This window comes from Mycolicibacterium sp. XJ870 (genome assembly GCF_053483975.1).
The window spans coordinates 199,836-219,898 of the sequence record NZ_JBEFTI010000006.1 but is presented as its reverse complement, the minus strand read 5'-3'; the positions used below and the strand labels follow the sequence as shown (position 1 = coordinate 219,898).

Below are 20,063 nucleotides of genomic sequence, written 5' to 3'. Positions count from 1 at the left end.
TCCTATCGACCGGCAGAGCCCGCGGCGGGCACCAAATTCCCACGCAAGTCCGCCGCAATCACCTTGGCCGCGGCGTTCTGCCAGTTGTGCAGGGAGCGCTGCGGCACCTCGGTGACGAACCACTGCCACGCTTGGCGGGCAACAGGATCGAGCCCTGCGGCGGTCGCGTTCTGTGCGTAGGCACGCACCCCTACGACGTACGGGAAGTACAGCGAGTTGTAATGCCGCCATTCCTCGGTGGTGCCGAAGTCGCCGCTGTCGCGCGGCTTGAGCGCAGCGATGCGGTCGGCCAGCAGCGCCTTGAGTTCGTTGGCGCGTTCCAGGGGTTGATCGGGCGCGCCGCGCTCGGCCAGGCGGGCGTCGATGGCCGGCAGCGCGGTCAGCGGGCTGGCGACCAGTTTGGACAGATCGGCGTAATGGCCCAGGGCACGACGGGTCAGGCGGACGAACGCATCGTCGTCGATGCCGTCGAGCGGGCTGCCCGAACGCAACGGAAGCGCGGCCTCGGTCTGCCGCAGCGCTTCGCGGTCGGCGCGCAGGCCCGGCGACCGCGAGAACGCCAGCCGGTCGAATACCCCGGCCAGTGGATCGGCGAGCACTTCGACGGCCACTGCGACTGCCAGGCTGGTGAACAACAGGATCGTCATCGCAACATGCCCGTCGCCGGCATCGAGCACGGCCAACCCGATCAGGGCCTGCGCACCGAACGGCACCGCGATCACCAACGTGCCGATGAAGGAGCGCCGCATGTCGGCCCGCACCGCCTGGCCTTCGTCGAAGGCGTCCCAGATCGCCACGGCGATGCCCAGCAGTGCGACGTCGAACCCGGTGGACGCCAACGCCAGCCAGCTGGGCACCAGGCCCAGCGGAATGATCAAGATGGCGTTGCCCAGCGCGAAGAAAAGGGTGGCGACGATGAGGAAGCCGACTGCTGATCGGGGCTTCGCGCCACCCATGACGGCCTTGATCATGGCGCCCAGCGAGGACAGTGAGATCACCGCGAACATCACCCAGTGGCCGGTGCGAAGTGGGCCGTCGACGCTGCCCGCCATCGCCGCCCCGGCGAACGCGAGCACCGCGACGCCGAAGATCGCCGCGATCTCGCCGGCCCGCGCCCGCCATGTGTCAGAGGGCCGGGACAGCTCGATGAGTACCGCGAACCATGCGATGCCCGGCAATGCGACGAGGTAGATCTCGACGCGGCTGAGAAGTTCGGACTCGGTGGTGACGCGGACCGCGTCCAGTGCGACGACGGCGGCGAAACTCGTCAGCCCGATCGCGGCGAAAACCAGGACGGGCTTACGCGGATCGCGGGCAAGCAGATAAAGCCCCAGCCACCAGCTGAGCGTGAAGACCACTGCCGACAGCGCAGCCATAGGGCCAGTCTGTCATGACGATGAGCGCTTGCGCGAAGAGCAAAGCTATCTGCCGAAGCGGCGGTGGCGCGCGGTGTAGTCACGCAGCGCGCGCAGGAAGTCCACCCGGCGGAACGCCGGCCAGTACGCCTCGGTGAACCACATCTCGGAATAGGCGCTCTGCCACAACAGGAATCCGGACAGCCGCTGTTCCCCGGAAGTGCGGATGACCAAGTCGGGATCGGGCTGCCCCGAGGTGTACAGATTCTCCGAGATGCCGTCGACGCTGACAGCGTCGATGAGTTGCTCGGCGGTGGCGCCGTTGGCCAACTCCTTGTTCAGCAGTGAGCGGACCGCGTCGACGATTTCCTGCCTGCCGCCGTAAGCGACTGCGACGTTGACGTGGAAAGAACCCGCACTTGCCGCCGTTGTCTTCTCGACCGCCTCACGCAGCCGACGGGCCGGCTCCTCCCCCAGCAACTCCAGATCGCCGACGGTGCGCACGCTCCATTTGTTGGCAGGCGCGCAGATCTCCTCGACGACGTCGGTGATGATCTCGATCAGCTCGGTGAGCTCGTCGGGATCCCGCTGCAGGTTCTCCGTCGAGAGCAGATAGACCGTCGTCATCTCGATGCCGGCGGCCTGGCACCAGCGCAGCATCTCGGCGATCTTGGCCGCACCCATCCGGTAACCGATGCTGACGTCATCGTGACCAGCATCACGGGCCCAACGGCGGTTGCCGTCGCACAGAACCGCGATGTGCCGGGGCAGTTCAGCTTTGGACCGCGCCAAGTCCTGGCGCAACCGCATCTCATAGATCCGGTAGGCCGGTTCCTTGAGACGCGGGGGAATGATGTCCACGAGAATCCAGACTACTGTGATCGGGGGATACCCCATGTGCTGTTAATGGAGGTGACATGAGCGCGCCGATCGGTGCCAAGAAGCCCTACCGGGCGGCCGCGGTGGTGAACCGGCACGCCGAGGATCTGCCGGAGGCTGTCGCCGGAGGCGTCGCACAGTTCCTCGGCAAGCCGCGGGCACGCGGCTGGATCCACGTCTACTCCGCCGTCATCGCGTTCATCGCGGGCGCGGCGCTGGTGTCGGTGTCGTGGTCGATCGAGTCGACCCGCGCCGGGCTGGCTACCTTGCTCTACACCTTCACGATCGTGGCGATGTTCGCCGTCAGCGGCACCTACCACCGGGTGAATTGGGAATCCCCCAGCGCCCGCAAATGGATGAAGCGGCTGGACCACTCGATGATCTTCATCTTCATCGCGGGCAGCTACACCCCGTTCGCCTTGCTGGCGCTGCCCGAATCCAAAGGCATGGTGCTGTTCTGGATCGTCTGGGGCGGTGCGACCGCGGGTGTACTGCTCAAGATGTTCTGGCCGTCAGCACCTGCGTGGGTCGGCGTGCCGCTGTATCTGCTGCTGGGTTGGGTCGCGGCATGGTTCATCGGGCCGATCATGGACGGCGCGGGCACGGCGGCGGTGGTGTTGTTGATCGTCGGCGGCGCGCTCTACAGCGTCGGCGGGGTGCTCTACGCACTGAAATGGCCCAACCCCTGGCCGACCACCTTCGGCCATCACGAGTTCTTCCACGCCTGCACGGCCGTCGCGGCGATCTGCCACTACATCGCCATGTGGTTCGCGGTCTTCTGACCTACAACTGCTTGACGTCGGCCGGTGACCAGTAGGCCTTCATCGACGTAATTTGACCGTCGGCGTCGAACGTCTGGACCTCGATGGGTTCGATGCGCATCGCGCCTCCGACCGTGATGGCGAAGACGAACGCGGCCTCGTGGCCACCGGGCCGGAAGGTCAGGAGCTCCGTCTTGATCTCGGTTCCCGCCATGTTCTTGTAGAAGCCCTCAATGGCCTGCCGCCCGATGTGGACCTCGCCGCTTCCGACCGGATCCTCCAGGGTCGCGTCTTCGGCGTACAACGCGGCGACGTCCGCAGCGGTCCCGGTCGCGCACGTGTCGAGGTAACGCTTGACGAAGGATTCGAGGGCAGCGGCGTCATGGCTCATGGCCGCGACGCTACACGGACACCCCCAGTGCGGCAGCGAGATCCCCGACGGTCGTGACCGGCAGATCGCACGCCCTGCCCCGGCACACGTACGCGGCGTCGGTGCCGTCCACGCGGTCGCGGTCGATCAGCAATTCCGACGTGTTCACGGCGCCGCCGATCACCACCGCCCCGCCGGGCGCCAGAGTGCGCGCCGCGGCCAACAACGCAGAAGGCTGCTCGCAGGCCACCGCGATCTGGATGGGCCCGCGCAGCTGGGCCTCGGCGACCGCCAGCCAGTGCCCGCCCGAGCGCGCCGCCCGGGCCAGGATCGGCGTCGCCGACGACAACGTCTCCTGTGCGGCGGCCGCATATCGTTCCGATGAGGTCAGGTGGGCGCCCAGTTGCAGCGCCTCGGCGATCAGGGAAGCACCCGATGGCGTCGCGCCGTCGATCGGGTCGGAGGGACGCACCATGAGTTTCTCGGCGTCGTCGGCGGTGTCGAACCAGCGCCCTGACCGCTCCGGATCGGCGAAGTGCACCAGCGCGGTGTCCAGCAGCGTTGACGCCTCCGGCAGCCCCTGCCCGGTCAGCTGGTACAGCGTCAACAACGCGGTGGCCAGGGCGGCGTGATCCTCCAGGATCGCCGCGCTGTCCCCGACCTGACCGCCCAGGCTGGCCCGTCGCAGCCGCCCGTCGACAAGATGCAGATCCACCAGCCGCCGCGCGCATTCCGAAGCGGCATCAAGGAATTCGGGCCTGCCGAGTGCCACCGAGGCCTCAGCCAGGGCGGTGATCGCCAGCCCGTTCCACGCGGTCACCACCTTGTCATCGCGGCCAGGCTGGGGCCGTGTGGCGCGCGCAGCCAACAGCGCCGAACGCACCGAATCGAACCGTGCCGCGTCGTCGGGATCGGCGCGCAGCTGCAGCACCGACGAGCCATGCTCGAAAGTTCCGTCGGCAGTCACTCCGAAAAGCGAAGCCGCCCAAGCGCCGTCGTCCTCACCAAGCACTGATCGCAGTTCGGCCGCGGTCCACACGTACGTCAGACCTTCGCGGCCGGCGGCGTCGGCGTCCAGCGACGACGTGAACATTCCACCGTCGCCGAGCTCGCGCATCATGAAATCGCCTGTCTCCGAGGCGATCCGGCGCGCCAATGGATCCCCTGTCCGGCGAGCCAGGTGCGCATACGTCCGCAGCAGCAGCGCATTGTCATAGAGCATCTTCTCGAAGTGCGGCACGACCCAGGACGGGTCGACGCTGTAGCGGGCGAACCCGCCGGCAAGCTGGTCATAGATGCCGCCGCGAGCCATCGCCGCGCAGGTCTGCTCCACCGCTGCCAACGCCGGTGCGGATCCGGTGCGTTCGTAGTGCCGCAGCAGTGCCTCCAACAACGCCGACGGAGGGAACTTCGGGGCGCTCCCGAAACCGCCGTGCGCGGCATCCTCGTCACGTAGCACCGCTGCGACGGCGTGGTCGCACAACTCCGGGCTCACCGGTGAGCCGCCTCCGGGCAGTCCTGCGGACATGGACCGAAGTTCGGTGGCGATCTGATCCGACGCCTGCTCGACCTCGTCGCGGCGATCCCGCCAGGTCTCGGCGACCGCCGCCAGCAGTTGCAGGAACCCCAGCTTCGGGTAGTAGGTGCCGCAGAAGAACGGCCGGCCGTCCGGTGCGAGAAAACAGGTCATGGGCCAACCGCCCTGACCGGTCAAGGCCACGGTGGCGTTCATGTAGACCGCGTCCAGATCGGGCCGCTCCTCGCGGTCCACCTTGATGCACACGAAGCCGTCGTTCATCACGGCCGCGACCTCGGCGTCCTCAAAAGACTCGTGCGCCATCACGTGACACCAGTGACAGGCGGCGTAACCGATGGACAGCAGGATCGGCACATCGCGTTCGGCAGCCTCGGCCAGCGCGTCCGCCGACCATTCCTGCCAGTGCACCGGGTTTTCGGCGTGCTGCCGCAGATAGGGACTGGTGGACCTGCTCAGTTGATTGGCCACACCTTCACCCTAGGTGCGGATTTGCCCTGGGCGCGTCAGCCCGACCCTTTGGGGGCCCCGTTGTCGGGTCCGGCCTCGGACTCGGTTTCCACCGTGCCCTCGTCGGCGGCCTGATCGGGTTCGGGGTGTTCCGGGTCGAAGGACTCGGGCAGCTTGCGCAGGTGCCGGTTCATCGACCAGACCAGAGCAAATGTGCCGACCAACAGCAGCACCGTGATCAGCAGACCGAATGGAGCGGCCTTTCCGAATTCCGGGCCGGTGTTGCGGGGTTCCTCGGCCAGCAGGGTCACTACTGCCGTCAGCGTCTCGATCATTCCTCAATCCCGGTGAACAGGTCGTCTTCCGGCAAACTCACCGGCACGCGGGAGCGGGCCAGTTCGAACTCCTCGGTCGGCCACAACCGCTGCTGCCATTCGATGGGCGCATGGAAGAAATCGCCCGTCGGATCGATCTGGGTGGCGTGTGCCCGCAACGCGTCGTCGCGCTGGGTGAAGTACTGCGAACATTCGATACGGGTGGTCACCCGGTTGGCGAACACATCATGGTCGGGGTCCCAGTGTTCCAGCCACTTCGCGAATGGTCCCGTCTGGCCGTTCTTGGCGAACTCGTCCTGCAGCAACTGCATGCGTTGGCGCAGGAAACCGTGGTTGTAGTACAGCTTGGCGACGCTCCACGGGTCCCCGGAGTCGGGAAACAGCATGTGGTCCGCCGCCGCCTCGTAGGCGGCCATCGACACCTCGTGGCAGCGGATGTGGTCGGGGTGCGGATAGCCACCGTTCTCGTCGTACGTGGTCAACACGTGCGGACGGAATTCGCGGATCACCCGGACCAGACGTTCGACGGGCTCGGCCAGCGGCACCACCGCGAAGCAGCCGTCTGGCAGCGGCGGCAGCGGGTCGCCCTCGGGCAGCCCGGAGTCGACGAACCCCAACCAGTGATGCTCGACGCCGAGGATCTCGGCGGCCTTGGCCATCTCGTCACGTCGAACCTCCGACATCCGGCCGTGCACCTCCGGCAGGTCCATCGCCGGATTGAGAATGTCTCCGCGCTCGCCACCGGTCAGCGTCACCACCATGACGCGTACGCCCTCGGCCGCATAACGCGCAGTGGTCGCCGCACCCTTGCTGGACTCATCGTCCGGGTGCGCATGGACAGCCATCAACCGCAGTTCACTCATTTCGTTCCATCTAACTACGGCGACCTCTTACCTAATTCCATTACCCGTGCCGGTGGCTACGCGCTGTCGGAGCCTATAGTTCCAGTTCTGATGATCGAACGTCCCGCCGCCCGCTACGGATCACAACAACTGCCCGGCCGGACCCGGCGTTGGATCCTCATCGCGATCGCCGTGGCGGTGGTGATCGTCGGGGTGATCGTCGCGCTCGTCGCATTCCAGCGGTTCGGCAGCGGCGACGTAAAAGGCGAGCTCACAGCCTATGAGCTGATTGACGACGAGACCGTCTCGGTGACCGTCGGAGTCACCCGGCCCGACCCGTCGCTTCCGGTGGTGTGCATCGTGCGGACACGAGCAATCGACGGCAGCGAAACCGGCCGGCGCGAGGTTTTGGTCCCGCCTTCGGACCAGCGAGTGGTCCAGGTGACGACCGTGGTGAAATCGACGCGCAAGCCCGTCGTCGGCGACGTCTACGGCTGCGGCACGGAGGTGCCGTCCTACCTGGTAAGCCCCTGATCCCGCGGCGCAGGTGAGGAGCGTTTCGGCGGGGCGCAACAAACGCCGAACAGCAAATACGTGAAGATCCGCTGTCCACGCGGTGGTACGATTGTGCGATACACGGTTCCTTGCTGGGGCCGTGTATTGCTGCATTAGCGCTCAGAACGGCGCTTTCGCCCGCGGCAATACACGCACTTTCATCCCGGCCCGAAACTGATGGCTTTTCGTACGCGAGAAGGCGCGAGAGCACCGCAAGACTAGATGGACAGGAGCGCGACGACATGACCGACACCCAGGTCACCTGGCTCACCCAGGAAGCATTCGACCGGTTGAAAGCGGAGCTGGATCAGCTGATCGCCAACCGGCCGGTCATCGCTGCCGAGATCAACGACCGCCGCGAAGAGGGCGACCTGCGCGAGAACGGCGGCTACCACGCCGCCCGCGAGGAGCAGGGCCAGCAGGAGGCCCGGATCCGTCAGCTGCAGGAACTGCTGAACAACGCCAAGGTCGGCGAGGCCCCCAAACAATCCGGTGTGGCCCTGCCGGGCTCGGTCGTCAAGGTGTACTACGACGACGACAAGAAGGACACCGAGACCTTCCTGATCGCCACCCGCCAGGAGGGCATCAGCGACGGCAAGCTCGAGGTGTACTCCCCCAACTCGCCGCTGGGCGGGGCCCTCATCGACGCCAAGGTCGGCGAATCCCGCACCTACACCGTGCCGAACGGCAACACCGTCAAGGTCACGCTGGTCAGCGCCGAGCCGTACCACTCCTGACGCGCGGCCCGCTGGGCACGCACTACAGTCGGGGAAATGGCGCAAATCGCCGAGGACCTGTTCTTGCTGTTGCTGGACAACGCGTCCGCACAGCCTGGACTGGACCGACGTCGCCGTGAGCGGGTGCTGAGCGCCGCAGTGCTGTTGGATCTGGCTTACTCATGCCGGATCCGGCCCGCCATGGCCGGGGAGCCGATCGAAGCGGGCATGCTGGTGGCGCTTGCCGGCCGATGGCCTGCGGATCCGGTGGCGGACCCGGCGTTCGAGTTGTTGCAACGGCGACCGCTGTCGGCCGAAAACGCACTGACCAAGATGCGTAAGCATATCCAGCCCACGCTGGAAACCTATCTCGAAGGCGCGGGGCAGATTCGCCGAGTCCGCATGCCGGGCAAGGGATTTCCCGGCCGCAGTGTGTACTGCTGGCCGCTGACCAATCGACTACGGGTGAGCCAGGCGCGTGCCGCGCTACTGGGAGCGCTGTTCGACGGCCAGTCCCCCGTGCCGTCGATCGCGGCGATCATCTGCCTGCTGCATGCGGTTGACGGGCTGGGTGCGGTGCTGAGCCTCAACGAGCGAGGGTGGCGCTGGGTGCACGCCCGGGCCACCGAAATCGCCACCGGCAGTTGGGTCGACGAGAACGCGACCGCGCTGCCGGAGATGAACCTGGCGGTGACGACCTCGGCCCTGCGCCCGGCCCTGATGTAGCTACTTTTTTTGCGTGAGCGGGGTTAGGTGAGCGCCTGCTCCAGGTCGGCAAGCAGATCGGCGGCATGCTCGATGCCCACCGACAGGCGCACCAGATCGTCGGGCACCTCAAGCTGAGAACCCGCGGTCGAGGCATGCGTCATCGCTCCCGGATACTCGATCAGCGACTCCACCCCACCGAGAGATTCGGCGAGGATGAAAATCTCAGTGCGAGAACATAATTCACGGGCAGCCCGGGGCCCGCCACGCAGCCGCAGAGAAACCATGCCGCCAAACCCGGTCATCTGCCGCGCCGCCACATTGTGGTTGGGATGGCTGGTCAGTCCTGGGTACAGCACCGTCTCGACCGCTGGGTGTCCGTCGAGGAATTCGGCTATCAGCGCGGCGTTTTCACTGTGCTGACGCATCCGAAGCACCAGCGTCTTGAGTCCTCGCATGGTCAGGTACGCATCGAACGGGCCGGGCACCGCGCCCGCGCCGTTCTGCAGAAACGCGAATGCAGCGTCGAGTTCTTCGTCATTGGTCAGCAGCGCGCCGCCCACCACATCGGAATGCCCGCCGATGTACTTGGTGGTGGAATGCAGCACGATGTCGGCGCCCAGCAACAGCGGCTGCTGCAACGCCGGCGACGCGAAAGTGTTGTCCACCAACACCTTCACCCCCGACGAAGACGCGATCTGCACGATCCCGGAGATATCGGCGATCGTCAGAAGCGGGTTGGTCGGCGTCTCCACCCAGATCATCCGGGTGCTCGGGGTAAGCGCCGAGCGCACCGCGTCCAGATTCGACAGCGGCACCGGGGTGTGACTGATACCCCACTGCGAGAACACCTTGTCGATCAGCCTGAAGGTGCCCCCGTAGGCGTCGTCGGGAATCACCACATGGTCGCCGGGGCGCAGCACGGCACGCAGCGCGCAGTCGGTGGCCGCCATACCCGAGCTGAACGCCCGCCCGTAGGAGGCCTCCTCCACCGCGGCCAGCGCGGCTTCCAACGCCGACCGCGTCGGATTGCCGGTGCGGGCGTACTCGAAACCGCCGCGCAGCCCGCCGACGCCGTCCTGGGCGAAGGTCGAACTCGCGTAGATCGGGGTGTTGACGGCTCCGGTCCCCGGGTCGGGACGGTAGCCGGCGTGGATGGCTTTCGTGGCCAGACCGTGCCACTTGCGCTGTTCGCTCATAACGTGTTGAGCCTATCGGCACCGGTGCTCGATGACACATCGACTCTGCGCCCACGGCACAGGCTTCTCGGCCTTGTCCACCGTGGGCGCAGAGTCGATCGCGGAGGCTACGGCGTGAGCGGTGCCACCTGCCCGCCGGTGAGCCGGCGGAATGCGTACACCTGGATGAGGGTCAACACCGGGTACGCCACGAGAAGGCCAACCAGGCACAGGATCGCACCGACAAATCCGATGGCCAACATGACAAGTCCCGTCAGGAACACCTGGCCGAAGTTGGCCTTGCTGATGTTGAGACTCGTCTTGACGCCGTCGACACCGTTGAGATTGCGGTCGATCACAGCGACCGTCGTGAACAGGAACAAGACCGCAAGAACGATCGCGGCGATGAAATACACCGGGAGCCCGACGAACAGGAACCCCGGCATGAAAACGCCTGGGATCAGCAGCACCAAGGCAACCGCGAACATGATCGCACCGACGATCAGGCTCGCGATGATGACATTGCTGACGTTACGCGGCCTGAAGAACGAGCCGATGGTCACCGGTTGCCCGTTCGCGATGTCCAATATGCCGCCGATATAGGCAGATTGGATCACCGCCGAGACGACCAGCATCACGATCCCGCCGATGATGGACACGATGACCCCGCCGGCCTCCATCGGGTTGGCCTCGGAGTAATCGGCCGGGCCGGAGATCATCTGGATGATGCCCTGCAGCAGTGCGTAGATCAGGCCGAACACCAGCGTCGAGACAATCAATTCGACCGGGTGTTTGGTGAACTTGTTCCACGCCCACGAGATGGCCTCGCCCACGCTGTATCCGCTGCCTTGCCCATATGCCGGAACGCCTGGCTGCGCGTAGCCACCGGGATAGCCGCCGGGCGCGGGGTAACCGCCGGGTTGGGGATAGCCCCCGGCCTGTGGGTAATTCCCTGGCGGAGGAGGATAGCCGCCCGCTCCCGGCGGGGGCGGCGGATAACCACCGTGCTGCGGAGGCGGGGGCGGCGGATAGCCACCTCCAGGAGGTGGTGGGGGCGGATAGCCACCCTGCGGCGGGGGCGGGTAACCCCCGGGCGGCGGAGGCGGCGGATAGCCACCCTCCGGTGGAGGCGGCGGGTAGCCACCCTCCGGCGGAGGCGGCGGGTACCCACCCTCGGGCGGAGGCGGGTAATTCCCCGGAGGTGGCGGTTGATCGGTCACGTTGACGGCTCTCCTCATCTCGGATAGCGACCGCGACACGGCCGCGACTTTCTACCAGCACCTAGATGTAGCGCGGCGGAACGGCTCCACAGGCAGGTTACGCACCGCCGGTCCCGTTGGCACGGCCACAAACGCGCGCGTCGCCTTCAGGGGCGGTGGTACTCGGCCCGTCATGAATGCCTTCCGGTATTGAGTTTGCTGGCCCTGAGCCAGCTCACCTTACCTGAGAAGTCGCTGATGGCAGGGCATTCCACGCCAGGTTCACGGTGTGGAATGGCCGCCACGGCATCGGCTAAGGCCGGCCGAGGCCCTCCGACAGGAAGCCGAGCAGGTCGTGACGGGTCAGTACCCCGACCGGTTTTCCTTCCTCGACCACCATGACCGCGTCGCATTCCCGCAGCGTCTTGGCCGCGGTTCCAACCAACTCACCTGCCCCGATCAGCGGCAACGGCGGGCTCATGTGCTCGGAGACTGCGTCGGCCAGTTTCGCCCGGCCCTCGAACACCGCCGAAAGCAGTTCCCGTTCGGACACGCTGCCCGCGACTTCGCCTGCCATCACCGGCGGTTCGGCGCCGACCACCGGCATCTGCGATACGCCGTACTCCCGAAGGATGCCGATCGCATCGCGCACGGTCTCCGACGGGTGCGTGTGCACCAAGTCCGGCAGCGCCCCCGATTTGCCGCGAAGAACGTCGCCGACCCTCGGCTGCTCGATCGAACCGTCCAGCCGGTTGCGCAGGAATCCGTACGACGACATCCATGCGTCGTTGAAAATCTTTGAGAGATAACCCCGTCCGCCATCAGGCAGCAGTACCACGACGACCGCGTCGGGACCTGCCTTCTTCGCCACCTCGACGGCAGCCACCACCGCCATACCGCACGACCCGCCAACCAGAAGGGCCTCTTCGCGGGCCAGCCGCCGCGTCATGTCGAACGAGTCGGCATCGGAGACCGCGATGATCTCGTCGGGAACCTCCGGGTCGTAGGCCGACGGCCAGAAGTCCTCCCCTACGCCTTCCACCAGGTACGGCCGCCCCGTCCCGCCGGAATACACCGAGCCCTCCGGGTCGGCGCCGATGATCCGGACCTTTCCGCCGGATACCTCTTTCAGGTAGCGGCCCGCGCCGGTGATGGTGCCGCCGGTGCCCACGCCTGCCACGAAGTGCGTGACCTTGCCGTCGGTGTCCGCCCAGATCTCCGGACCCGTCGTCTCGTAATGCGACTCCGGGCCCATCGGGTTGGAGTACTGGTCGGGTTTCCAGGCGCCGTCGATCTCGGTGACGAGGCGGTTGGAGACACTGTAGTAGCTGTCCGGGTGATCCGGCGGCACGGCAGTCGGGCACACCACGACGTCAGCGCCGTACGCGCGCAACACATTCCGCTTGTCCTCGCTGACCTTGTCTGGGCAGACGAAGACGCATTTGTAGCCGCGCTGCTGGGCCACCAGGGCCAGTCCGACGCCGGTGTTGCCGGAGGTCGGTTCGACGATCGTGCCGCCCGGTTTGAGCTCGCCACTGGCCTCGGCGGCGTCGATCATCTTGACCGCGATACGGTCTTTGGCGCTGCCGCCCGGGTTGAGGTACTCGATCTTGGCCGCGACCAGACCGGAGCCTTCGGGGACAACCGAGTTCAGCTGTACCAGAGGGGTATTGCCGATGAGCTCACTGAGGTGCCTGGCGATGCGCATATGTCCATCGTCTCAGGCGCGCGTTCGGCCTACCAGGTGGCCTCTCGAATGTACTCACCGATCTGGCGCAGCGAGCGTTTCGCTTCGGCGACCATGGGCCCCGCGATCTGGAATACATGCATCTGACCGGGCCAAACCCGGACCTCAACCGGCACCCCGGCGGCGGCCAGGAGGTGGGCGGCCTTGCGCGCATCGCTGATCAGAACCTCTGAGCCCGACACATGGATCAATGTGCGCGGCAGTCCCGGCTCGATGTGGTCGAGCGGCTCGTAGACGTCCTCGTCGATGCGTGCACCCGCGGCCTCCACGATCTCGACCAGGGCGTCGAACGCCTTGGCCGGGAACATCGCGTCGCGGTGGATGTTCGGGTGGTCGGCCCGGGCCCGATTGTCGATCTCGAACAGCGGGGACATCGTGACGAGCGCCGCAGGCACCTCGTCTTCCTCCAGCAGCCGTTCGGCCAGTGCCAACCCCAGGTAACCGCCCGCCGAGTCGCCCGCGATCACAATCTGATCCGGCTCGTATCCAGTGAGACGCAGCCACTGGTAGGCGTCATAACAGTCGTCGACGGCCGTGCCGACGGAATGCTTGGGAACCATCCGGTAGTCCACTACGAGCACCGGGCTGTCGGCGTACTCCGACAGCGACGTCACGAGCCCGGAGTGGGTATTGGCGCCGCAGACCAGGAAGGCCCCGCCGTGCAGGTACAAGATCACGCTGCGCTTACCGTCGGCCGGCAACACGCCGTTCGCGCGGACCAGTTGCGCGGTGCAGTTGGGCAGCGAAATCGTGGCCTTGATGGTGCCGGGAGCCGGCCGCAGGAGCCGCGCGGCGAAGTTGACCACTCCGAATGGCCACGGCAAATGCGGAGCATAGCTACCAATTGCCAGAGTCGGCCTGATTGTCAGCATCGCAGCCAGCGAAGCGAGCCGGCCCCCGATGCTGGTGCCGTCCTCGACCACCTCGACCGGGGCCCCGTCACTGACCGGGAACCTGCGCCCGCGATGCGCTCTAGCTGGGCTTATGCCAGCATGAAGCGACCTCGATACTTTACTCGGTGCGGTCATCGCCACCACTCCTACGCCGTTGTAGTGCTAGGTGTGCTACGTCACTCAGACAACCCGGGTAACTTAGCTTGACATCCGTAATCTGTTCAACAATCAAATAAACTGAATTGATACCGGACTTGATACCGCACCGTAATCGTCAAGTCGGTCTCACTACGCTGAGAACACGCGGCACCGCCCTAAAATGTTCAGCGTGGGCTCAAGCAGGGATGCTCGTCGCGTCCGCCGCCGCAATCGTGCTCGTCGTCGGTCAACCGTCGCCCTCGCAGCCGCGGCGACGCTGGCGTCGACCGGATCTGTCTATATCGGGGCCCGGAACCTGCTGTCCGGACAGGCCGACAAAGCCCGGCAGGTGATCCCGAAGTCCTGGGAGATCCCACCGCGCGCCGACGGCGTATACGTACCGGGCGGTGGGCCCGTCCAGCGTTGGGAGCGCGGCGTCCCGTACGACCTTCACCTGATGATCTTCGGCGACTCGACGGCCACCGGCTACGGCTGCCGGGCGGCTGACGAGGTGCCCGGCGTTCTGATCGCGCGAGGGATGGCCGACCAGCTCGACAAGCGAATCCGGTTGAGCACCAAGGCAATTGTCGGTGCAACCTCGAAGGGGCTGTCCGGGCAGATCGACGCGATGTTCGTGGCGGGGCCCCCACCGGATGCGGCGGTCATCATGATCGGCGCAAACGACATCACCAAACCCAACGGCATCGGCCCGTCGGCACGCCGACTGGGCGCCGCGGTCCGCAGATTGCGATCGGCGGGTGCGGTCGTCGTCGTCGGCACATGCCCGGATTTCGGGGTGATCACCGCGATTCCGCAGCCGCTGCGGTTGGTGGCCCGCAGTCGCGGCCTGCGGTTGGCCCGTGCACAGGCCGGTGCCGTGCGCGGGGCAGGCGGCGTACCGGTGCCGTTCTCCGACCTGTTGGCCCCGGAGTTCTACAAGGCGCCTGAGCTGCTGTTCTCCGAGGACATGTTCCACCCGTCGGCGGCCGGCTACGCCTTGGCGGCCACGCAGTTGCTGCCGGCGCTGTGTAATGCATTGGGCGACTGGGACGGTGACGACGCTCTGGAGTCCGGATCGGCAGAAGGGGCCTCGCTGCTGGCGCGCCTCGGCATCGTGAGCAGGTTGTGGCGGCGTTCGACCGGGGTGCCCGCGCCGGTCGTGGTATCGGCGGGTTAGGTTCTCCTTTAGATTTTCATAGATACTCGATTTCCAGGAGCCCTCATGCCTGAAGCCGTCATCGTCGCCACTGCTCGCTCGCCGATCGGCCGAGCCAACAAGGGATCGCTCGTCGATATGCGGCCCGACGACCTGGCCGCCCAGATGGTCAAGGCCGTGCTGGACAAGGTGCCCGCGCTGGACCCGCGCGACATCGACGACCTGATGATGGGTTCCGGCCAGCCCGGCGGCGAGGCCGGGTTCAACATCGGCCGCGCCGTGGCGGTGCAGCTGGGTTACGACTTCCTGCCCGGCACCACGGTGAACCGTTACTGTTCGTCGTCGCTGCAGACCACGCGGATGGCGTTCCATGCCATCAAGGCCGGCGAGGGCCATGCCTTCATCTCCGCAGGCGTCGAGACCGTGTCCAGGTTCGCCAAGGGCAACGCCGACGGCTGGCCCGACACCAAGAACGCGCTGTTCGCCGACGCCATGGCCCGCTCGGTTGAGGCCGCCTCGGGCGCCGAGGAGTGGCACGACCCCCGCGAGGACGGCCTGCTGCCCGACGTCTACATCGCGATGGGCCAGACCGCGGAGAACGTTGCGCTGCACACCGGCATCAGCCGCGAAGACCAGGACCACTGGGGCGTGCGTTCGCAGAACCGCGCCGAGGAAGCCATCAACAGTGGCTTCTTCGACCGCGAGATCGTTCCGGTGACGCTGCCCGATGGCACCGTGGTCTCCAAAGACGACGGCCCGCGCGCGGGCACCACCTACGAGAAGATCAGCCAGCTCAAGCCGGTGTTCCGGCCCAACGGCACCATTACCGCGGGCAATGCCTGCCCGCTCAACGACGGTGCGGCGGCGCTTGTGGTGATGTCCGACGAGCGGGCTCGCGAACTCGGCCTGACCCCGTTGGCGCGCATCGTGTCGACCGGCGTGTCCGGGCTGTCCCCGGAGATCATGGGACTCGGCCCGATCGAGGCCGTCAAGAAGGCTTTGGCCAACGCGGGCATGTCAATCGGCGATATCGATCTGTACGAGATCAACGAGGCATTCGCCGTGCAGGTGCTCGGTTCGGCCCGGGCGCTGGGCATGGACGAGGACCGTCTGAACGTCTCCGGTGGCGCGATTGCGCTGGGCCATCCGTTCGGCATGACCGGCGCCCGCATCACCGCCACCCTGCTGAACAACCTGCAGACCCAGGACAAGACGTTCGGCATCGAGACGATGTGTGTCGGCGGCGGGCAGGGCATGGCGATGGTTGTGGAGCGGCTCTCCTAGTCGCTTTTGCGTCGAGCGTGCACTCAGATCGCAGATTCACGCAATTCGGCGATCTGAGTGCACCGTCGCGGTCCAAGCACGGGCCACGCGCCGGAGCACATCAACTTCCCTGTGACGCTTGGCCACTCTGACCCGGGTCCATCTGAGTTCATCGAGGTCTTCTGAGCGGATGATGTCGTGGGCGAACTGTATGGGTCACGACGATGATGGTCGCCGTCGTACTCGACCGCCAACTTGTGTTCTTCCCACCCCATGTCGAGGTAATACCGTCGACAACCATCGACGCTCGTCACCGGAATCTGGGTCGCCGGCCGCGGATACCCGTCGCGGATCAACAACAAGCGCAACCAGGTTTCCTTCGGCGACTGGGCACCCCGGTCGTAAAGATCAAGTGCGGTAACCAATTGCCGCACTCCGCGTGCGCCACGATGTCTTTCGGTGGCCAGTGCTAGTACTTCCTCAGCATCGAACCGCGTCACGTTGCCGAGTGCATCGACGCGGGCGACCGCGTCGTCTAAGCGGCCGCGCCGCCCGAGATCGAATGCGGTTCGCTCACGCGTCGTGAGCGGCAGCCCGCGACGTTCGGTGACTTCATCGATCGCAAGGTCGCCGACTTTGTGGGTGATGATTCCGCGTGGCGGCCTGCGGTTCGACCAAACCAGCTCGATCGGGAGTGTGTCCTCGACGTATTCCGCGCCGTGCAGCGCGGACGCTGTGAGTCCTGCCAGCACTCCTCCGCGACGCGACCACAACCACGCGGCGGCGGCGCGATGGTGAATTGTCATCTCGATGTCACGCCGTGTGTAGACGTCGGGGAACACAGCGGTGAGAGGCCCGCGGGGGCTTCGTAGTTGATGCTTACGTACCAAGCCCGCCGCGAGGGCCTCGCTGCCGAGGAATGGGGTGTCCATCGTCTCACCCTCGCCCACCGAACATGGCGCCGGCTCAGCTGTTTCGCGATCTGGGGATGGATTTCATGTTGTGGATAGCTTTGCCCATTCCGAGCGTGCGCTCAGATCGAGATTTCACCAGCCAGCGCGATCTGAGCGCACAGTCGGCGACAAACCCAAATGAAAAAGGCGCCCGCAATCGCGGACGCCTTTCTCGGGGTAAAGCTGCTAGTCGTTGTTGAAGTACGACAGCAGCCGCAGGATTTCGATGTACAGCCACACCAGGGTGACGGTCAGGCCCAGGGCGATGCCCCATGCGGCCTTCTCCGGGGCACCCGCGCGGACCATCTGGTCGGCAGAATCGAAGTCGATCAGGAAGCTGAACGCCGCCAGACCGATGCACACCAGCGAGAAGATGATCGCGATCATGCCGCCGTCGCGCAGGCCCATACCGGCACCGCCGCCCACGCCGAACATCGCCAGCACGAAATTGAGCAGCATCAGCGCCAGCACACCGAACATGCCGGCGATGAGCATGCGGGTGAACTTCGGGGTGACCCGAATGGCGCCGGTCTTGTAGACGACGAGCATGCCGAAGAACACGCCCATGGTGCCGACGATCGCCTGCGCGATCATGCCGGCGCCGCCGACCGAGGCGACGTTGGCGATGATGAACGACACCGCGCCGAGGAACAGGCCTTCCAATGCCGCGTACGAGAGCACGATGGCCGGGTTGTCCTGCTTGCGCCCGAAGGTCGCGATCAGGACGAGCGCCAGGCCGCCGAGGCCACCGATCAGGGTGAACGGCATGGCCAGCGCCATGTTGCCCGCCACCAGGAAGTACGAGACGACGGCGACGACCGACAGCACACCGAGGGTGATACCGGTCTTCATGACGACGTCGTCAATGGTCAGCGGCCGGGAAACCCCGGTCTGCTGCTGGTCCAGGTACTCGGGCGCATACTGCTGCGCGTGCGTCTGCTGCGCACCGTAGCCGGCGGCTCCGGTACCGAACTGTGCGTATCCGCCCTGCGTCTTAGGCAGACTGCGGAATACGGGGTTGCTGGACTCGCGCACCGTCGATCCTCTCCTAGTGCTGTGTTCGATTACGAACTGCATGGTCAACGATCAATGATCCGGACTGGTTCCCGGTGACGCGAGAGAGTTCCCAGGAAACGTCCAGGTTTGATCTTGGGGCAAACCCTACCCGTCGCGCACCATCATGGGACATCGAACTAGATTGCAACTCGTGACCGAAAACAAGGACATCCTAGTAAGTGTCCGCAACGGCGTCGGCATCCTCACGCTGAACCGGCCCAAGGCGATCAACTCGCTCAACGAGGCCATGGTCGCGGGGATCGCCGAGGCCCTGGACGCCTGGGAAAACGACGACTCCATCCATACCGTGCTGCTCACCGGCGCCGGCGAGCGCGGGCTGTGCGCCGGCGGCGACGTGGTGGCGATCCATCACAGCGCGAAGGCGGGCGGTACCGACGCGCGCCGGTTCTGGTACGACGAATATCTGCTGAACGCTCGCATCGGGAACTATCCCAAGCCCTATGTCGCGCTCATGGACGGCATCGTGATGGGCGGCGGTGTCGGTATCGCGTCTCACGGCAGCATCCGCGTGGCCACCGATACCACCAAGATGGCGATGCCCGAAGTCGGCATCGGGTTCATTCCCGACGTCGGCGGCACCTACCTGTTGTCGCGGGCCCCCGGGGCGCTGGGGCTGCACGCCGCGCTGACCGGGGCGCCGTTCTCCGGTGCCGACGCGATCGCGATGGGGTTCGCCGATCACTATGTGCCACACGACAAACTCGCCGACTTCACCGAAGCCGTTGTCACCGACGGCGTCGAGCAGGCCCTGAAAGCCCACGCCGTCGAACCACCGCCCAGCCCGCTACTCGCACAGCGGACCTGGATCGACGACTGCTACGCCGGTGACACCGTCGCCGACATCCTGGCCGCGCTGCGGAGTCACGAAGCGGAACCCGCGAACAATGCAGCCAACCTCATCGCCACCCGCTCCCCCGTGTCGCTCGCCGTGACACTCGAGGCGGTGCGCCGCGCCGCGAAACTCGACACCCTCGAAGATGTGCTGCGCCAGGAGTATCGGACGTCGTGCGGGGCGCTGCGCTCCCACGACCTGGTCGAAGGCATCCGCGCCCAGTTGATCGACAAGGACCGGAACCCGCAGTGGTCGCCGGCATCGATCGCCGCTGTCACCCAAGCCGACGTCGACGCATACTTCGTTCCAGCAGATCCGGACCTGACGTTCGAGGAGAAGAAATGACCAACTTCGAGACGATCCTGGTGACCCGCACGGACCGGGTCGCCACCATCACGCTGAACCGGCCCAAGGCGCTCAACGCGCTCAACAGCCAGGTGATGACCGAAGTCACCACGGCCGCAAGCGAACTCGACAAGGACCCGCAGGTCGGTGCGATCATCCTCACCGGCAACGAGAAGGCGTTCGCGGCCGGGGCCGACATCAAGGAGATGGCCGACCTCTCATTCGCCGACGTCTACGAGGCGGACTTCTTCGAGCTCTGGTCCAAGTTCGCCGACACCCGCACCCCCACCATCGCCGCGGTCGCCGGCTATGCCCTGGGCGGCGGCTGCGAACTGGCGATGATGTGCGACATCCTGATCGCCGCCGACACCGCGAAGTTCGGCCAGCCCGAGATCAAGCTCGGAGTGCTGCCCGGGATGGGCGGCTCCCAGCGGCTCACGCGGGCCATCGGCAAGGCCAAAGCCATGGATCTCATCCTGACCGGCCGCACCATTGACGCCGTCGAGGCCGAACGCGCGGGATTGGTGTCGCGGTTGGTTCCGGCGGACTCGCTGATCGACGAGGCTCTCGCGGTCGCGGAGACCATCGCCGGGATGTCGCTGTCGGCGTCACGGATGGCGAAGGAGGCAGTCAACCGCGCCTTCGAGGCCACCCTGGCCGAGGGCCTGCTGTACGAGCGCAGGCTGTTCCACTCGGCCTTCGCCACCGCCGACCAGAAGGAAGGCATGGCGGCGTTCACCGAGAAGCGCGCCGCCAACTTCACCCATCGCTAAGGTCTAC

The 20,063-nt window shown here is 66.0% G+C and carries 20 protein-coding genes; 8 read left to right on the top strand and 12 right to left on the bottom strand.

What is annotated here, in order from left to right:
• Nucleotides 1–2: 2 nt before the first annotated feature.
• Both ABQF30_RS21870 and ABQF30_RS21865 read right to left on the bottom strand, forming a co-directional pair.
• A complete protein-coding gene (locus tag ABQF30_RS21870) occupies nt 3–1,376 on the bottom strand; it encodes a hypothetical protein (protein ID WP_448467658.1) in 1,374 nt (457 codons plus the stop codon).
• A gap of 45 nt (nt 1,377–1,421) precedes the next feature.
• A complete protein-coding gene (locus ABQF30_RS21865) occupies nt 1,422–2,216 on the bottom strand; it encodes a (2Z,6E)-farnesyl diphosphate synthase (protein ID WP_448467656.1) in 795 nt (264 codons plus the stop codon).
• A gap of 56 nt (nt 2,217–2,272) precedes the next feature.
• Between ABQF30_RS21865 and trhA the strand changes: the two genes are divergently transcribed.
• The gene (gene trhA, locus ABQF30_RS21860) at nt 2,273–3,016 is read left to right on the top strand and encodes a PAQR family membrane homeostasis protein TrhA (protein ID WP_448467654.1); all 744 of its coding nucleotides are present in this window, start codon (nt 2,273–2,275) and stop codon (nt 3,014–3,016) included.
• 1 nt (nt 3,017) lies between these two features.
• On the opposite strand, the gene ABQF30_RS21855 is transcribed toward trhA, so the two are convergent.
• Genes ABQF30_RS21855 through mca form a run of 4 tightly spaced genes read right to left on the bottom strand, consistent with a single transcriptional unit; the run spans nt 3,018 to nt 6,547 of the window.
• On the bottom strand, nt 3,018–3,386 hold the full coding sequence (locus ABQF30_RS21855; RefSeq protein WP_448467652.1) for a nuclear transport factor 2 family protein: 369 nt from the start codon (nt 3,384–3,386) through the stop codon (nt 3,018–3,020).
• Nucleotides 3,387–3,396: 10 nt separating this feature from the next.
• Nucleotides 3,397–5,370, bottom strand: a complete 1,974-nt coding sequence (locus tag ABQF30_RS21850) for a thioredoxin domain-containing protein (protein WP_448467650.1) — start codon at nt 5,368–5,370, stop codon at nt 3,397–3,399.
• Nucleotides 5,371–5,405: 35 nt separating this feature from the next.
• Nucleotides 5,406–5,684: a hypothetical protein gene (locus ABQF30_RS21845; protein ID WP_448467648.1), complete on the bottom strand. Its 279-nt coding sequence runs from the start codon at nt 5,682–5,684 to the stop codon at nt 5,406–5,408.
• The gene (mca, locus tag ABQF30_RS21840) at nt 5,681–6,547 is read right to left on the bottom strand and encodes a mycothiol conjugate amidase Mca (protein WP_448467646.1); all 867 of its coding nucleotides are present in this window, start codon (nt 6,545–6,547) and stop codon (nt 5,681–5,683) included. The genes ABQF30_RS21845 and mca overlap by 4 nt, the downstream gene beginning before the upstream one ends.
• 90 nt (nt 6,548–6,637) lie before the next feature.
• Between mca and ABQF30_RS21835 the strand changes: the two genes are divergently transcribed.
• The 3 genes from ABQF30_RS21835 (at nt 6,638) to ABQF30_RS21825 (ending at nt 8,523) form a co-directional block, all read left to right on the top strand.
• Nucleotides 6,638–7,060, top strand: coding sequence for a DUF4307 domain-containing protein (locus ABQF30_RS21835; RefSeq protein ID WP_448467644.1), 423 nt, complete (start codon nt 6,638–6,640; stop codon nt 7,058–7,060).
• Nucleotides 7,061–7,323: 263 nt separating this feature from the next.
• On the top strand, nt 7,324–7,818 hold the full coding sequence (gene greA, locus ABQF30_RS21830) for a transcription elongation factor GreA (RefSeq protein WP_448467642.1): 495 nt from the start codon (nt 7,324–7,326) through the stop codon (nt 7,816–7,818).
• A gap of 36 nt (nt 7,819–7,854) precedes the next feature.
• Nucleotides 7,855–8,523, top strand: coding sequence for a GOLPH3/VPS74 family protein (locus ABQF30_RS21825; protein WP_448467640.1), 669 nt, complete (start codon nt 7,855–7,857; stop codon nt 8,521–8,523).
• A 23-nt stretch (nt 8,524–8,546) separates the two neighbouring features.
• Here ABQF30_RS21825 and ABQF30_RS21820 read toward each other — a convergent pair whose 3' ends face one another.
• The 4 genes from ABQF30_RS21820 to ABQF30_RS21805 form a co-directional block, all read right to left on the bottom strand.
• Nucleotides 8,547–9,701, bottom strand: a complete 1,155-nt coding sequence (locus tag ABQF30_RS21820) for a cystathionine gamma-synthase (RefSeq protein ID WP_448467639.1) — start codon at nt 9,699–9,701, stop codon at nt 8,547–8,549.
• A gap of 107 nt (nt 9,702–9,808) precedes the next feature.
• Nucleotides 9,809–10,900 (bottom strand): DUF2189 domain-containing protein, encoded by a 1,092-nt coding sequence (locus ABQF30_RS21815; protein ID WP_448467637.1) that lies wholly within the window; start codon nt 10,898–10,900, stop codon nt 9,809–9,811.
• Nucleotides 10,901–11,192: 292 nt separating this feature from the next.
• A complete protein-coding gene (locus tag ABQF30_RS21810) occupies nt 11,193–12,587 on the bottom strand; it encodes a cystathionine beta-synthase (RefSeq protein WP_448467635.1) in 1,395 nt (464 codons plus the stop codon).
• 29 nt (nt 12,588–12,616) lie between these two features.
• Nucleotides 12,617–13,654 carry an alpha/beta hydrolase gene (locus ABQF30_RS21805; RefSeq protein ID WP_448467633.1) on the bottom strand — a complete coding sequence of 346 codons (1,038 nt, stop codon included), beginning with the start codon at nt 13,652–13,654 and terminating at the stop codon, nt 12,617–12,619.
• Between the two features lie 193 nt (nt 13,655–13,847).
• Between ABQF30_RS21805 and ABQF30_RS21800 the strand changes: the two genes are divergently transcribed.
• Both ABQF30_RS21800 and ABQF30_RS21795 read left to right on the top strand, forming a co-directional pair.
• Nucleotides 13,848–14,834, top strand: coding sequence for an SGNH/GDSL hydrolase family protein (locus ABQF30_RS21800; protein ID WP_448467631.1), 987 nt, complete (start codon nt 13,848–13,850; stop codon nt 14,832–14,834).
• 45 nt (nt 14,835–14,879) lie between these two features.
• Nucleotides 14,880–16,097, top strand: a complete 1,218-nt coding sequence (locus tag ABQF30_RS21795) for an acetyl-CoA C-acetyltransferase (RefSeq protein ID WP_448467629.1) — start codon at nt 14,880–14,882, stop codon at nt 16,095–16,097.
• 23 nt (nt 16,098–16,120) lie between these two features.
• On the opposite strand, the gene ABQF30_RS21790 is transcribed toward ABQF30_RS21795, so the two are convergent.
• Together ABQF30_RS21790 and ABQF30_RS21785 are read right to left on the bottom strand one after the other, a co-directional pair.
• Nucleotides 16,121–17,008 (bottom strand): hypothetical protein, encoded by an 888-nt coding sequence (locus ABQF30_RS21790; protein WP_448467627.1) that lies wholly within the window; start codon nt 17,006–17,008, stop codon nt 16,121–16,123.
• A gap of 207 nt (nt 17,009–17,215) precedes the next feature.
• Entirely contained in the window at nt 17,216–18,064 is an 849-nt protein-coding gene (locus ABQF30_RS21785) for a Bax inhibitor-1/YccA family protein (protein WP_448467625.1), read from the bottom strand.
• A 172-nt stretch (nt 18,065–18,236) separates the two neighbouring features.
• On the opposite strand from ABQF30_RS21785, the gene ABQF30_RS21780 reads away from it, so the two are divergent.
• Together ABQF30_RS21780 and ABQF30_RS21775 are read left to right on the top strand one after the other, a co-directional pair.
• On the top strand, nt 18,237–19,283 hold the full coding sequence (locus ABQF30_RS21780; protein WP_448467623.1) for an enoyl-CoA hydratase/isomerase family protein: 1,047 nt from the start codon (nt 18,237–18,239) through the stop codon (nt 19,281–19,283).
• Complete coding sequence (locus ABQF30_RS21775) at nt 19,280–20,056, top strand: enoyl-CoA hydratase (RefSeq protein ID WP_448467621.1); 777 nt, start codon at nt 19,280–19,282, stop codon at nt 20,054–20,056. Before ABQF30_RS21780 ends, ABQF30_RS21775 begins: the two co-directional genes overlap by 4 nt.
• Nucleotides 20,057–20,063: the final 7 nt, after the last annotated feature.

What these genes read in the sequence shown, in the direction of transcription:
- ABQF30_RS21870 (WP_448467658.1), bottom strand. Translation starts at nt 1,376, where the DNA reads ATGGCTGCGCTGTCGGCAGTGGTCTTCACGCTCAGCTGGTGGCTGGGG.
- trhA (WP_448467654.1), top strand. Translation starts at nt 2,273, where the DNA reads ATGAGCGCGCCGATCGGTGCCAAGAAGCCCTACCGGGCGGCCGCGGTG.
- ABQF30_RS21855 (WP_448467652.1), bottom strand. Translation starts at nt 3,386, where the DNA reads ATGAGCCATGACGCCGCTGCCCTCGAATCCTTCGTCAAGCGTTACCTC.
- ABQF30_RS21845 (WP_448467648.1), bottom strand. Translation starts at nt 5,684, where the DNA reads ATGATCGAGACGCTGACGGCAGTAGTGACCCTGCTGGCCGAGGAACCC.
- mca (WP_448467646.1), bottom strand. Translation starts at nt 6,547, where the DNA reads ATGAGTGAACTGCGGTTGATGGCTGTCCATGCGCACCCGGACGATGAG.
- ABQF30_RS21835 (WP_448467644.1), top strand. Translation starts at nt 6,638, where the DNA reads ATGATCGAACGTCCCGCCGCCCGCTACGGATCACAACAACTGCCCGGC.
- greA (WP_448467642.1), top strand. Translation starts at nt 7,324, where the DNA reads ATGACCGACACCCAGGTCACCTGGCTCACCCAGGAAGCATTCGACCGG.
- ABQF30_RS21825 (WP_448467640.1), top strand. Translation starts at nt 7,855, where the DNA reads ATGGCGCAAATCGCCGAGGACCTGTTCTTGCTGTTGCTGGACAACGCG.
- ABQF30_RS21820 (WP_448467639.1), bottom strand. Translation starts at nt 9,701, where the DNA reads ATGAGCGAACAGCGCAAGTGGCACGGTCTGGCCACGAAAGCCATCCAC.
- ABQF30_RS21810 (WP_448467635.1), bottom strand. Translation starts at nt 12,587, where the DNA reads ATGCGCATCGCCAGGCACCTCAGTGAGCTCATCGGCAATACCCCTCTG.
- ABQF30_RS21805 (WP_448467633.1), bottom strand. Translation starts at nt 13,654, where the DNA reads ATGACCGCACCGAGTAAAGTATCGAGGTCGCTTCATGCTGGCATAAGC.
- ABQF30_RS21795 (WP_448467629.1), top strand. Translation starts at nt 14,880, where the DNA reads ATGCCTGAAGCCGTCATCGTCGCCACTGCTCGCTCGCCGATCGGCCGA.
- ABQF30_RS21790 (WP_448467627.1), bottom strand. Translation starts at nt 17,008, where the DNA reads ATGGACACCCCATTCCTCGGCAGCGAGGCCCTCGCGGCGGGCTTGGTA.
- ABQF30_RS21775 (WP_448467621.1), top strand. Translation starts at nt 19,280, where the DNA reads ATGACCAACTTCGAGACGATCCTGGTGACCCGCACGGACCGGGTCGCC.